Genomic DNA, 13,828 nt, shown 5'->3' with positions numbered 1-13,828 from the left:
GACGACTCGACACGTCACCACTCCCCGAGACTCCCGACCTCACGCCCGACCAGCGGAAACGCAACCCTCAACGCCGGAACGACAACAACCACTTAGGGCTGCACTCCGAGAACCACTTCATCAGTTCGTCGAGGTCGTTGGTAGTCGGCGAGTGGTTGGCGACCCACCCGCTGCTGTCATACCCGGTGCCCGTGCCTGTCTGGGCACCGCCTCCGGAGTCGGACGGCTCAGGTCCGGGTCCGGGCCCGCATTCGTTCCAGCCGCCCTCGCATTGCGTGCCGTCGGGATTGAGCCGGATGGTACCGGTCGGGTCGCTGAACGAGACGGGGTTGTTGCCGGCGTAGCTGTAACCGTTGACGGTCTGCGGTGCGGCCGGGTCCAGGATCGGGTCGACGCTGATGAACTGGCCGATGGACGGGTCGTATTCGCGCGCCCCGACGTGCGTCAGTCCGGTCCCGGCGTCGGCGGACTTTCCGAGGAAGCCCTTGTCGTCGGGCCAAACACCAATCATCGCTCCCCGGCTCGTGCCGAAGGGCGTGCTGTAGCGCTTGGTCAGCGCCTGGGTGGAGTCGGCGGTGACGGAGACCGAACTCGTGCCATGCCGGTCGGCGGCGAGGAAGCTGAGCTTCTCGGAGCCCGACTGGTTGGTGCGCAGGGCGATGGTGGAGCCGGCCACGCCGTAGTAGCGGTTGGCCCACTTCTGCCCGGTCTTGAGGTGGACCTCGGTGTTGCCGAGGTAAAGGACGGTCTCACCGTCCGTGGCGTTGTCCCGGCGGATGAGGAGATCGCCGTCGGCGTCGTAGAGGTAGTTGGTGGCGGTGGCCGCCGCGCCCTCGGTGACTCGGGTGAGCTTGCCCTCGGCGCCCCAGGCGAGGCTCTGTGTGGAGGTGGAACCGGCCTTCTCGACGCGCTTGTCGGTGTTGCCGGTGGCGTCGTAGGTGTACTGCGCGGCCACACCGGTGCAGGTGCTGCCGGTCGTGGTGGCGGTCAGGGCGTGCGAGCGGGTTGTGTCGTTATAGCAGTAGGTGGTGGTGACCGGGGTGGCCGTGTTCTGCTTCTCCGTCTTGCGCTGGCCGGACGTGGTGTACGTGTACGACGTCCAGTACGGTGCCGGACCGCCGAGGTTGGCTGTGGTCCGGCCGGAGGCTGCGCAGTCGGCGGTCTTCGGCGTCCAGGCCTCCGTCAGGCGGCCTTGGGGGTCGTAGGCGAAGCACTGGTTGTCGGTGCCGGTTCCGGTGTTGGCGCTGTCGGCGACGGAGGTGACATTGCCGGCTTGGTCGTACCCGTAGGTCAGTTCCTGGATCGGACCTCGAGTCTGGTCGTCTACGGCCGCGTTCAGCAGGCGGCCTGTGCCCTTCTCCCAGGTGTTGGTGACGAAGACCCGCTTGGTGCCTGCCGCGGTTCCGAGCTGGAGCTGACCGACCTGACCGAGCGCCGTGTAGTCGGCCGCGAGCAGGTAACCGGAGGCGCCGGAGAGCTCGTTGGGCAGGCCCGCACTGTTGTAACGGGTCTCGACGGTCTCCGATGCCAGGCCGCCGGCCGCGGGCGACTTCGTGCTGCCGACCGTGCCGTCGAGCCGGTACGTCGTTTCGAAGGTGACGGTGGGCGCAATAGCACCGGAGGTCACCAGCGCGTCGTCGGATGGCAGAGTGAGGCTGGTCGCGGTGGGTCGGTAAAGGTTGTCGTAGGCCGTGACCTGCTTGGTGTAGGTCTTGCCGCCCTGGTAGCGGGTGGACGCGGTGGGCAGGCCCTTCAGGACAGTGTCGAAGGTCCAGGCGGCAAGCTTGTTCGCGTCCGTGCGGCTGGTCTGCCACATGCCCGTCTTGCGGCCCAGCTCGTCGTAGCCGTACAGCAGGACTCGGTTCTCGGCGTCCTTCGCCGTGTCGATCTGATCGAGCTCGGTGTAGCCGGTGACCGTAGTGCCCTTGTCCGGGTCGACCGACTTCACCTGCCGGCCGAACAGGTCGTAGGTGTAAGACCACTTGGCATTGTCAGGACCGGTGATGGTGTCCTGCTTGTCGTCGTCCGTGTAGGTGTTGTGGACGCTCGTGTAGGACGTACCAGTGGTCGCACCGTATTCGGTGTCGTTGGGCGCTGTGCCACCATAGGTACGGGTCTCGACCGTGCGACCGAAGACGTCGGTGATCGCGCGGGTGGCGTTGCCTCCCTGGACTGCCGTGATCGCCGTCGAGTCACCGGTGTAGGTCGTGGTCGTCGACCACTTCTTCACCCCGTCCACGAGCACGGTCGACGTGGTGGGCCGCTCGGCGCCGTCGAATTCCGTGTTGGTCTGGCTGCCGCCGCCGTACGGAACCTGGCTGTACTTGCTGGTCGGCCCCGTGGTGTTGTCGTAGACGTCGGCGTAAGTCTCGTAGGCCAGACCACGGCTGTCGTAGCGGGTGTCGGTCAGGACCCGGCCGCCCTGCGGCGAGGTGACCTGTGTCTGGATCGGCCGCAGTTGCGCGTCGTACAGCGCGTAGGAGGTGGTGTACGTGGCGCCGTCGGCCTTGAGCGTGGCCACGGAGGTCCAAGGCGCCTTGTCGCGCTCCATGCCATAGCCGTACTTGACGTTCGGGCTGTCGCCCGCGGACTTGGAACGGTTGGGTATCCAGGTCGCCGTGACTCGGCCGAGGGAGTCGTAGGTGTTCTCGGTCCGCTTGGTGTTCTGGTCGAGGGTGTAGTTCACGGAGCCGCGGGCCGGGTCGTAGACGGTGGTCGTCTGGTGGGCCTGGCTGTTGGAGGCCAGCTTCGGCTGCGTGATGACCTTGGTGGTCATCGGTCCCGCGGCTGCCGGGTAGTAGGCCGTGTTCGTGGTGCGGCCCTTGGCATCGGTGACCGTAAGGGGGCGGCCCAGCTTGGCCGCGGCGGTGTCGTACGTCGTCGTGGTGACGGTCTGCCAGCCGGTGGCCGGGAGGGGGTTGCGCTCGGCGGCTCCCGAGGCCGCCGGGTACGCCTTCGCGCGACCGGTCCACGTGGGCAGGCCCAAGGTCGGAACCTGGTCCGGCGACCAGCCGGTGACCGACGGGCTGTCGTACACCGTCGCCGTGTCGGACAGGACGTCCCCGCGAGTGTCGGGGTTGGCCGGGAGAGTGAGCGAAGCCTCAGTCGTGGCACAGGGCTTGGCCACAGTACGAGTCCGGGATACCAGCGAGGTCAGGCCCTTGGCGTCGTTGCGCGCGTACCAGGTGCGCGCACAGGTCTCATCCCCGGACACCGACCAGTCGCCGTGGTTCTCGACGGACGTGGTCATGCCGTAGGTGGAGTCGTACGTGGAGGTGACCGCACCGGCCCGCCACTTCTTCGCGGCCGTCAGGTAGGTATAGGTGTAGGTGCGGGCGGTCCTGACGAAGTACGCCTCGATGTCCGCGTACGACTTCTGCTGGCTGGCGGTCCGCTTTGCCCAGAGGTTGTTGACCGTCGCGGAGACCGCTGTGGCGCCGTCATAGACGATCTCCTGGCGCAGCTGGCCCGCGTAGTAGTCACGGTCGTCGAGGTCTGCGACGTCGAGGTTGTCGGTCGTGACCGCGGAGGTGTTGTCCAGATCTATGCCTGCGACGACGGCCGTACGGGTCGTGCCGTCCTTCTTCTTGTCGCCGTCCATGCCCCGCGCGAACAGCTTCACGGTCTTCGACCGGGTCGCTCCCGCATCACCCTTGTAGACGGTGACCTTCTGATAGCCCCGCCAGATCGACCAGGTCCGCTCCTTCTCCTTGGTGAAGGGGTCATCGTTGTAGTGCCAGCCGGGTGTTGAGTAGTCGTACGACGTCTGTGTACCCGGGTTGCCCGCGCCGGGGTCGTTCGTGGTGATCGCGGTGACCCGGTACTTGTGGAACCAGTCCAGCTTCGGGTCGCCGCCGTTGACCGGCCAGTACACCGGGTAGCAGGACATGCTGTTGTTGTCTTCGGCCGCGGGCATGTTGCTGTCCCGCGCGCACTCCGGGTCGTTGAAGGTGACCGAAGTGATCGCACCGGTCTCCGCGATGATGGAGGCGATGCGCGGGCGGGTCAGGGCCAGAATGTCGTCGTCGGTGGTGTCGACCCGGTTCGGGCGCTGCTGGTAGATGAAGTCAATGGGCGGCACGGAGATGTCCGTACCGTTCTTGCCCGTGCGGGTCAGGGACTCCAGGACCAGGACCTGGTCGGAGCTGTTGCCGATGTCCTGACCGTTGAAGAAGTCCTGCTCCAGTGTGTAGGAGTCGACCGGCAGGAAAGCGTCCGGCTCGGCCGCCCGCGACCAGAAGTGCGTGTTGATCGACGCCAGACGCTTGCGCGTGAAGAAGGACGGACCGTTGGAGTTGCAGTCATCCTCGTCCTGCGAGCAGATCGCGTCGAAGGGCACGTCGGGCCAGTTGTCCGCGGTGTCCTCGGTCAGTGAGGAGCAGTCGGAGGCGGTGCAGCGCTCTTTGTAGGTGAAGGTCACCTTGTTCGAGGCCGGCGCGCTGAACAGAGTGTCGCTGCGCTGGCCGTAGCGGATCTCCTCCAGGTAGCCGCCGCGCGTGTAGGACGCCAGTGCCGTCTTGTCGCCGTTTTTGGCGTAGTTGTTGGTCTCCGACTTGTACCAGTACGTCGCGGCGTTGCCGCGCGGGTCTTCGACCAGGTCGAGGTTCCAGCGCCAGGCCTGTCTCGTCGAACGGCTCTTGAACTCGCTGCCCTTGTCGTAGCCGGACTCGTCGCTGTCGTCGCCGAACACTGGGGTGGTCCACACCGAGTCTGTGCGCTCGCTCCCCGCGCCCGGCAGTTTGTTCAGGCCGAACGTGTACGTCGTACCGTCACCGGTCACTACCTTCCAGTACTCGCCCTCGCCGTCGATGTCGGCGTCGCCCTCATCGCCGTTGTCGGCGCCGGTGGAGTGGGTGACGACGGAGGCGTCGTCGTCCTTCAGGCGCCACTCGCCGCTGGTGTCGTCCTTGACGAGTTCGCTGGCGGAACCGTTCAGCACCAGGGAGGCATTGTCGTACTTCCAGCACAGGTCGGACTTGTCGGCGTGACCGTCGTCCTCGCAGACGCCGTACTTGCGCTCGATGTACGACGAGGTCAGGTCGAAGCCCTCACCGACCATCGAACCCTGGTTGTTGGTGTTGGCCGTCCGCCCGTCGATGGCGGCCGAGTTGTAGGACAGCTCCAGAGCGGGCGCCGGGCCCGCGGCGGCGGGAGGTGCCGTGATCGGATAGGACCAGGCGAACGCACCGGAGGAGCCTCCGGCCTCCCAGGTCGACGAGGCCGCCAGCGGAGTGGCCTTGAAGTCACCGGAGCCCGCCGTGGAGGCCGTGGTCGCTGTAGCGGCCAGGGCCATGACAGTCGGAGCGGCGGTCGAGGCGACCGAGGTGCGGGAGGTGACCAACTCCTCGGTCACGTCGTTGTCCGAGGCCACCGGAGTGGTGGTGCGGCAGGCCGCCTTCTCGGGAGTCGTCATCGCACAGGCCGGAAGCCGGACCAGGCCAAGGCGTGAGGCCCAGTTGCCGCCCACGGCCGACGCGAACGCGCCATAGTCGACAGTGACCCGAGCCGCGCCCGGCTTCTCTGCGGCGACCGTGAAGAGCACGCCCGTCACGCCGGCGCGGCGGGCCGCCTTCTGGTCCAGGACGGTGACCTTCGCCATCCCCGAGGCTGAGGTGGCGCCGGCCTTCACCGGCTCCACCTCGACGACGGACTTCGCCTTGGACGCGCGGGCCAGGTCCGTGGTCGATGTGGACGCCTTCGGCCACGCCGAGGCGCGCTCCGCCCGGGCCGTGTCGACGAGCTTCTGGTTGGCCTTCTTCTGCTGGGCCACCTTGGCGCGGGCGGCCTTGGCCTGGGGGGTGGTGATCTGCCGTACCTTGGTGGGCTTCACCCCGGGTACGTCGGGGCGGCCCGGCAGTTCGGCCGCCTGCGCCAACGGTGTCAGCGAGGCCGGCACGGACAGGAGTACCGCGAGGAGCACGGTCAGCGCACTCCGCCAGCCGCGTGGGCCTGGTGGATACAAGCGAGGGGACACAGGGAGTTCTCCAAAGAGGTGAAGACGGCTCCAGTGCCCGCACCACTCCTCACCAGGGGGTGCGGGCACAGCAGCGGGGGTTCAGTAACCGATGAGGTTCTCGACCTGAGTGGCGTCGGTCACCGCGCCCGCCCACAAGCGGATGTCCGTGATCCGGCCGGACAGGTGGTGGCCCCACGCGCCGGTGTAGCCGCTGCCCACCGCGAACTCTCCGGTTCCGGCCGAAGCGGTGTAGGCGAGTGGATCGCCCTGTCGCGTGCTGCCGACGAACAGCGTGATCTCGCGCGTCCGGGCGTCATAGGCGCCGACCAAACCGACCTCGCTGTCCAGGACAGCGGCCTCGTCGCTGACGACGGAGGTGCCACTACCGTCGCCCGTAAGCCTGCCGAAGTGCCAGCGGGCCACCGCGACCGTGCGGGTCTGCGGGACTCCGTTGTCGTCCAGGACAGGGTTACCGTCGTCGTCCAAGACCGGCTCGCTCTCCGTCCCGGTCTTCTCCACCCACAGACTCCACGACGATCCCGACGCCGTGCGCTGACCCAGAACCTGGGCACGGTAACCGTTCGGCTTGCCCGTCAGTTCCTGCGTGTCGACGCTGACCGACGTGGCCGCGGTGAAGGAGCCGGTGTCGGACACCAGCGGCCGCGACGCCATCGCCGCACCCGCCGTGCCGTCCAGCACGAGGGCCTCGCCATCCAGGGACGCACCAGGTGCGGAGAGCGTGAGGTTGTTGCCGTACCCGGAGGTGTCGGTCAGCGTGGCGCCTGTCGCGCCTTCCGAGGTGTACTGGGCGACCAGCTCGGCGTACGCCTTGCCGGCCGCGTCCACAGGGCTGGCCTCCCTGGCGATCGCATCAGACAGTTTGATGTCCTGCCAGACGGTGACCTCATCCACCTCGCCAGGGAAGTAGTCGACGTAGGATCCCTGATACTTCACCCGGCCGATCTGCAGCCCACCCGCAGCCGACCAGGCACCCGTGGTGAGGATGTCACTGCCCTGCGGCACGCCGTTGACGTAGAGGGCAAGAGTCTTGGCGCTGGTATCGATGACCGCAGCAAGATGCGTCCACACCTTGGTCTGAGGTGCGTCCAGCGAGTCCACCCGCTGGTTGTCCAGTGAGGTCGTCGCCGCGTCCGCATCGGCCAGGCGCAGGCACCACCGATCTGCACCGGCGCAGTAGCCGAGGAAGAACGGGCTGTAGTACGTGCCGTCCTGGCCCAGGACGGTGGCCGCGGCACCGGTGGCGTCCAGGCGCACCCAGGCCGACACGGTGTACGACGCCTGCGTCTCCAGCACCTTCCCCGCGGTCGCCGCATAGCGGGTGCCGCCGACCTTCAGCGCCTTGTCCTCGCCGGTCACGCCGTTCTCGGTAACCACACCACGCCGGCCCGTGTTCACCCGAGTGGCGCCGCTGACGGTCGCGTCGTCGCGCTGGGCGGCAGCTGCGGCAGAGACGTCGACGGCTGCACCGGATGCCTCGTTGAACGTCCACTTACCGACGGGACCGTCACCCTCGTCGACCAGAAAGCGGATCTTGTTCTGTCCCGTGCGGCCCACCGAGTCCTTGGCCATGACCTCCAGGGTGATCGTGCCCGAGTCGACCGGAGTGATGGTCTCGGTCACCGTCGTCCCGGACTTCCACGGCCGCCAGGAGCTGTCCGTGGACAGCTTGTAGGCGTAGGCGGTGTTCGTGTCCCCGCTGGCCGGGCCGAATGTCACCGTCCCCGACTTGCCCGGAGCACCCTTGGGCGTGCAGTCCCCTGGTACGCACACGGAATACGTCGAGGTGAAGGTGATCGACGGCGGCTTTGGTGCACTGCTGTCGATCTTGAAGTAGCAGAACGGAGTCGCGGAACCGCCCAGAATGCTGTCCCCGCTGTTGTAGTACGAACGGGTCCAGGCGCGGTAGCGGTACTGCTTGCCGTCCGCCAGCGTCGCATCCCACGTCTTGTTCAGGTCATGGCCGTCACCGACATAGCCGCTGGTGGGGCTCTCCGAGCCGGTGGAGGGCTCCTTCGCGTCCGACCACGTGCCGTCCGTGTTCTTCACGTCCAGGTCGAAGTAGACGCGCAACGAGGCGGACGCCTCACCGCCCGCGACCGTCTGCGGCGTCGCAGCCAGATTCGGGGTCGGGTCCGACCAAGTCGTTGGCGTGCCCGAACTCTTGGAGCAGATCTGATTGGTGCCGGTCTCCAGGCCGTACTCGGTCGGCACGGCCGGCTTGCCGACGTACGTCACATCAACGACGGCGTCGTCGTCGAAGCGCTTCCACGCGATCGGATCCGACTCGTCCTTCGCCTTCAGCATCAGCGTCAGCGTCTTGAACTTGCCTTCCGCGAACGCCTTCACCGTCGAGGTGAGGTTCTCGTCCCCCTCCTCCGGGTTGTCGTTGAACTCGATCGGCTTGCGAGGCTGCGACGGGCTGCATGCGTCGCCCCGGCCCGCCGAGACGTCCCGGTCACCCATCTGATCCCAGGAGTTGTCAGACTTCGGACCACCCGGACCCGGCCAGTGCGTCGAGGACGAAATGCCGTCCGTGCGCTCCAGGTCAACCCACCGCGCGTCACACGAGAACGACCACGTCTCCGTCACCGCGAACGTCGCGTCCAGCACCTGCTTGCCCTTGAGCTTGCCCGGAGTGAACTCGAAGTACATGCGGTTGGTGTAGGCACTGCCAGTGGTGCAGTAGTAACGCACGCTGCCGATCACGGCGGAGCTGCACCGGCCAACACTCACGCCGTTGTCACCGCCGGAGAAGTTGTAGAAGACATCCCCGTCCGAGGAGAGCACAGTGCGCTCGGACTCGTTCATCTCCACCGACGGGTCGATGTAGAGCGGTAGTTCGGCACTTGTGGTGTCCGCGATCAGGTCGGCGTCAGGGGTCACCGTGACTTGATCTTGCGTCACGTCCACGTCCATGACGGCCGCTTCGTCTCCGACGCCGGGACCGGCCAGCGGATCGCCCTCCTCCAAGGGACCGACGGGTTGCTCGTCCACCGAGTTCGCGGTCGGTGTCGCCTCGGGCAACTCGTCCGCCAGGGTCGTACCCCCTGGCCGCACTGCAATGCTCTGCGCGCCAAGGCCTTCAGCGTTCCCAGCCTGCCCGGCGGAGTTCCACATGCGCGCCGACGGGGAACGGAACACGACCCGCCCGTTGCCGTCCACGGCCTCCATGGTCCCGGCCGCGCCTTCACGCACCCGCAGGCCCTCGACATCCATCGAGTACTTCAGCGACGCAAGCCCAGGATCCTTCGCAGCTTCCAACGTCTCGACCTCCAGCACCTGCCGGAAGCCCTCCACCGTCGCCGTCAGGATCAGGTTCACATCGGGGCGCACGTTCTCGTAGATCGCTCGCGTGCCCTCCAGACGCGGCGCCGGAAGTTTGCCCGGCCAGTCGAGGGTGACCGACTGGCCGTCCTCAGCGATCGTCACCAGACCATTGCCGTCCCCACCACCGGAAAGCGACAGCTCCACCGCGGCCGCCTGCGGCCCGATGGACCCGTCCGCCCGCTTCACCAATTTCGCGTCCGGGGCGGTCCAACTGCCGTCAGGCTTCTCCACTCGCACCGGCGCAATCGACTTCCGAAGCGTGAACGTCCTGCCGTCCGGGATTGGCGAACACCGTCTCCCGTTCGGTGCGCTCGCCCACCACCTCGACCTGCTCCCCCGATTCGGCCGCCTGTTCCTGCGCGCGTTCCGACTCCGACAGATCGACGCCCTCTGACGCAAACGCTTTCTGGGCCGCCGAAACCGGCGTAACCGCTGCAACCGTTGCCAGCACGGCAAGCGCTGTCAGCCACGCCAGACTGCCCCGTCGTCCGCCAGCGCCTCTTCGGGCACGCTGCCGCCCGTCCCCCACCGCCCCACCCCTTGCTTCCACGTGATCAACACAAGTGGTGCACATGACACATGTAGAGGCGTGTAAGTGTCAAGGAAATGTCAAATTGGCTTTTGTCGTAAACGAGACCCACCAACAAGGGCCAGTCCAAATGCCGTTGCCGCCCACGGCCGGGTCGAGACGGCGAGCACCCCGGCGGCGCGAACGAGTTGCCCACCTGCCCGCACATCGCGTTGCCGAACAGCCACAAACACAAGCCTCTACACGGCGGTCGCCGAGAGCTCAGCAGCCCTCTCCCACGCACCGCCGTTGCGCAGATGGCCACCCCTTGGCCACCCCGCCCTCGAACGCGCTGCCTCACCCATTAAGCGATCTCCAAGAAGCCGCAGGCCAGCGCCATATCTGACGCGAGAGGCGCCTCGGTGAACCCCAGGAGTGAAGCTCCGGCCTACGCATTCCATACACAGAGGCAAGCAGCGCTACAGGCACACATTCCAAGGTCAAGAAAACGAAAAAACCGCAGGTCAGAGGGCCTGACCTGCGGTTCACCTTGGAGCCGCCTTCGGGATTCGAACCCGAGACCTACGCATTACGAGTGCGTTGCTCTGGCCATCTGAGCTAAGGCGGCGCGCCGTCCGCACCATGGTGCGATCAGCAACGTCGGTAAGTCTACACAGTTTCCGAGAGTGCTCCGCACCACCCCCTCCAGGGCCCTCCCAGCCCGCCACCGGCCCCGGAGCGCGGCGCTCCGGGGCCGTTCGCGACGGTTCACAGCGGCCGCCGGCACGGGCTGTCAGCAGCGCTGGTCCCGGCTCGGGGGCGTCCCCCGGAGGAGATACGCGTTGATCGTCCGGTCGATGCAGGTACTGCCCCGCCCGTACGCGGTGTGGCCGTCGCCCTCGTAGGTGAGGAGGCGGGCGGAGGAGAGCTGGCGCGAGAGGGACTGGGCCCAGCGGTAGGGGGTTGCCGGGTCGCGGGTGGTGCCGACCACGACGATCGGGGCCGCGCCCCTCGCCTCGATGCGGTGCGGCTCGCCGGTGGGCGCCACCGGCCAGTACGCGCAGTTCAGGGTGGCCCAGGCGAGACCCTCGCCGAAGACGGGGGACGCCTTTTCGAAGGCCGGGAGGGACCTGCGGACCTCGTCGGGGGTGGAGAAGGCCGGCGGGAGGTCCACGCAGTTCACCGCCGCGTTGGCGAACATCAGGTTCGTGTAGCGGCCCTCGGCGTCGCGCTCGTAGTAGCTGTCGGAGAGGACGAGGAGGCCCGCTCCGTCGTTCTCCCGCATCGCCGCGGACAGCGCGTCGCGCAGATGCGCCCAGGCGCCCTCGTCGTACATCGCCGCGATCACGCCCGTCGTGGCGAGGGATTCGCCGAGCTCACGGCCGTCGGCGTCACCGGTCGGGATGGGCCGCGCGTCGAGCTTCTCGAAGAAGGCCTTGAGGTTCTTGCCGACGTCGCCCGCCTTCTTGCCCAGCGGGCAGTCGCGCTGGCGCACGCAGTCCCGGGCGAACGCCTGGAACGCCGTCTCGAAGCCCGCCGTCTGGTCGAGGTTCAACCGGCGGGCGGGCAGGGAGGGGTCCATCCCGCCGTCCAGGACCAGCCGGCCCACCCGGTCCGGGAAAAGCCCGGCGTACGTCGCCCCGAGGAAGGTGCCGTACGACGCCCCCACATACGTCAGCTTCTCGTCGCCCAGCGCCGCCCGCAGGATGTCCATGTCCCGGGCCGCCTCGGCGGTGGAGACATGCCGGAGCAGTCCGGCCGCGTCCGCGCCGCAGCCTTCCGCGAACTTCTTGTACGCGTCGACGAGCCGACCGGACTCCTTGGCGTCGTCGGGCGTGAAGTCCGTCTGCGTGTACGCGTCCATCGCCCGGCCGTCGAGGCATTCGACCGGCTCGCTGCGCGCGACTCCGCGCGGGTCGACCGCGACCATGTCGTACTGCGCGCGCACCTCGACCGGGTACCCGATCCCCGCGTACTGCTGGAGGTAGCCGATCGCCGAGCCGCCGGGACCGCCCGGGTTCACGAGCAGCGACCCGAGCCGTGCGCCCGGCCCCGTCGCCTTCTTGCGGGCCACGGCGAGCCGGGCGTCACCGGCGTCCGGCTTCGCGTAGTCGAGCGGTGCCTTCATCGTGGCGCACTGGAAGCCGGGCACCCCGCAGCTGCGCCAGGTCAGCTTCTGCGCGTAGTACGGCGCGAGCGCGGTCGGCGTGGACCGCGGCAGCGCCGCCAGTGCAGCCCCGGCCGCCGGGCCCCCCGACTTCGTCGCGCTGGTCACACCACCGGAGGTGCATGCGGAGACGAGCAGCGCGGCCGCGGCGAGGAGAGTGCCGACCGTGCCGGTTCGCCGTGCGTTCGAGCGACGGTTGCGCGGGCCCTGCCCGCTGGCGCTCGGGTCTGGGCTGGCTGGAGAGCTGGGCCTGGTGTACATCAGGCGAGCGTAACTCTGCGCAGCCGGTTGGATGCCGTGCGTGCACGCCACGGCTCGTACGTGTTACACGGTCAACCTCCCGTTGATCACCTGGGTTGGCTTCGCGTCCCAGCAGCCGGGGCCCGGCTCCCAAGCTCCCGGCCCGCCCCGCTGGCCGCTGGCCGCTGGCCAGCGGGCTATTCAGCCCGCTCTCAGCGCCATCGTCATCGCCTCCACCGCCAACAGCGGCGCCACATTGCGGTCGAGAGCGTCACGGCAGGCGGCGATCGCCTCGATACGGCGGAGTGTGGACTCGGGGGCGCTGTCGCGGGAGAGGCGCTCCAGGGCGTCCTCGGCGTCGGTGTTGGCGAGGGCGACGCGGGAGCCCAGTTGCAGGGCGAGGACGTCGCGGTAGAAGGCGGTGAGGTCGGTCAGGGCGAGGTCGAGGCTGTCGCGCTGCGTCCGCGTACGGCGCCGCTTCTGCTTGTCCTCCAGATCCTTCATCACGCCCGCGGTGCCGCGCGGCATCCGACCGCCCTGGGCCGCGCCCAACGCCGCCTTCAGCTCCTCGGTCTCCTTGACGTCGATCTCCTCGGCGAGCTGCTTGGCGTCCTCGGCGGCGGCGTCCACGAGTTCCTGGGCGGCCTTGAGGCAACCCCCGATGTCCCCGAGCCGGAGGGGCAGCTTGAGGACGGCGGCCCGGCGTTCGCGTGCGGCCGGGTCGGTGGCCAGGCGGCGGGCCCGGTCGACGTGGCCCTGGGTGGCGCGGGCCGCCGCGGCGGCGACGGCGGGCTCGATGCCTTCCCTCCGTACGAGCATGTCGGCGACGGCGTCGACCGAGGGCGTGCTCAGGTTCAGATGGCGGCAGCGGGAGCGGATGGTCGGCAGGACGTCCTCCAGGGAGGGCGCGCAGAGCAGCCAGACCGTACGGGGGGCGGGTTCCTCCACTGCCTTGAGGACGGCGTTGGCCGACTTCTCGTTCAGCCGCTCGGCGTCCTCGACGAGGATGATCTGCCAGCGGCCGTTCGCCGGCGAGGTGAACGACTTGCGGACGGTGTCCCGCATGTCGTCGGCGAGGATCTGGGTGCCGACGGCGGCGACGGTGGTGACGTCGGCGTGCGTGCCCACGAGTGCCGTATGACATCCGTCGCAGAATCCGCAGCCGGGGGCGCCGCCCAGCGCCCGGTCAGGGCTGACGCACTGCAAGGCGGCGGCGAAGGCCCGGGCCGTCTGGTTCCGCCCCGCGCCGGGCGGGCCCGTGAACAACCAGGCGTGGGTCATCTTGGACGCCTCGGGGGGCGGCGTGTCCGTGGTGGCGGCGGTGACGAGCGCGTCGGCGTCCCGAGCGGCGGCATCCAGCTGCTCGCTCACCCTCGCCTGCCCCACCAGGTCGTCCCACACGCTCATGGGTCACGCCGCCCTTCGTTCACATTTCGCGGTGCGGGATCCATTGTGCGGGGCGGCACTGACAACGGGTGCCTGAGCGGGCCGGCCCGACGAGTGAGCCGAGCCGACGAGCACCCCAACCACGCCGGGCATCAACCCCGCCCAGCCGACAACACCGGCCGCAGCACCCGTCCAAGCCCCAGCGCCGCCCCCCGTACAGCCC

The 13,828-nt window shown here is 68.4% G+C and carries 5 protein-coding genes and 1 tRNA gene; all 6 read right to left on the bottom strand.

Annotated features, from left to right (window positions below; all coding sequences use genetic code 11):
* Positions 1-67: 67 nt before the first annotated feature.
* Positions 68-5,599, bottom strand: coding sequence for an RHS repeat-associated core domain-containing protein (locus ACFU95_RS41345; protein ID WP_383839738.1), 5,532 nt, complete (start codon positions 5,597-5,599; stop codon positions 68-70).
* Between the two features lie 456 nt (positions 5,600-6,055).
* Positions 6,056-9,535, bottom strand: a complete 3,480-nt coding sequence (locus tag ACFU95_RS41340) for a LamG domain-containing protein (protein WP_383839729.1) — start codon at positions 9,533-9,535, stop codon at positions 6,056-6,058.
* Positions 9,522-9,755, bottom strand: a complete 234-nt coding sequence (locus ACFU95_RS41335; protein ID WP_383839726.1) for a hypothetical protein — start codon at positions 9,753-9,755, stop codon at positions 9,522-9,524. Before ACFU95_RS41335 ends, ACFU95_RS41340 begins: the two co-directional genes overlap by 14 nt.
* A 608-nt stretch (positions 9,756-10,363) precedes the next feature.
* A tRNA-Thr gene (locus tag ACFU95_RS41330) sits at positions 10,364-10,440 on the bottom strand.
* A gap of 165 nt (positions 10,441-10,605) precedes the next feature.
* Entirely contained in the window at positions 10,606-12,240 is a 1,635-nt protein-coding gene (locus ACFU95_RS41325) for an alpha/beta hydrolase (RefSeq protein ID WP_383839724.1), read from the bottom strand.
* Between the two features lie 180 nt (positions 12,241-12,420).
* Positions 12,421-13,626 (bottom strand): DNA polymerase III subunit delta', encoded by a 1,206-nt coding sequence (locus tag ACFU95_RS41320; RefSeq protein ID WP_383839721.1) that lies wholly within the window; start codon positions 13,624-13,626, stop codon positions 12,421-12,423.
* Between the last annotated feature and the right edge of the window lie 202 nt (positions 13,627-13,828).

The sequence above is a fragment of the Streptomyces sp. NPDC057623 genome (assembly GCF_042800355.1).
Lineage (GTDB): Bacteria > Actinomycetota > Actinomycetes > Streptomycetales > Streptomycetaceae > Streptomyces.
This window is presented reverse-complemented; position numbering and strand designations above follow the sequence as displayed.

Excerpts from the sequence above, each read along its gene's own strand:
- ACFU95_RS41345 (WP_383839738.1), bottom strand. The coding sequence starts at position 5,599 with ATGGCGAAGGTCACCGTCCTGGACCAGAAGGCGGCCCGCCGCGCCGGC.
- ACFU95_RS41325 (WP_383839724.1), bottom strand. The coding sequence starts at position 12,240 with ATGTACACCAGGCCCAGCTCTCCAGCCAGCCCAGACCCGAGCGCCAGC.
- ACFU95_RS41320 (WP_383839721.1), bottom strand. The coding sequence starts at position 13,626 with ATGAGCGTGTGGGACGACCTGGTGGGGCAGGCGAGGGTGAGCGAGCAG.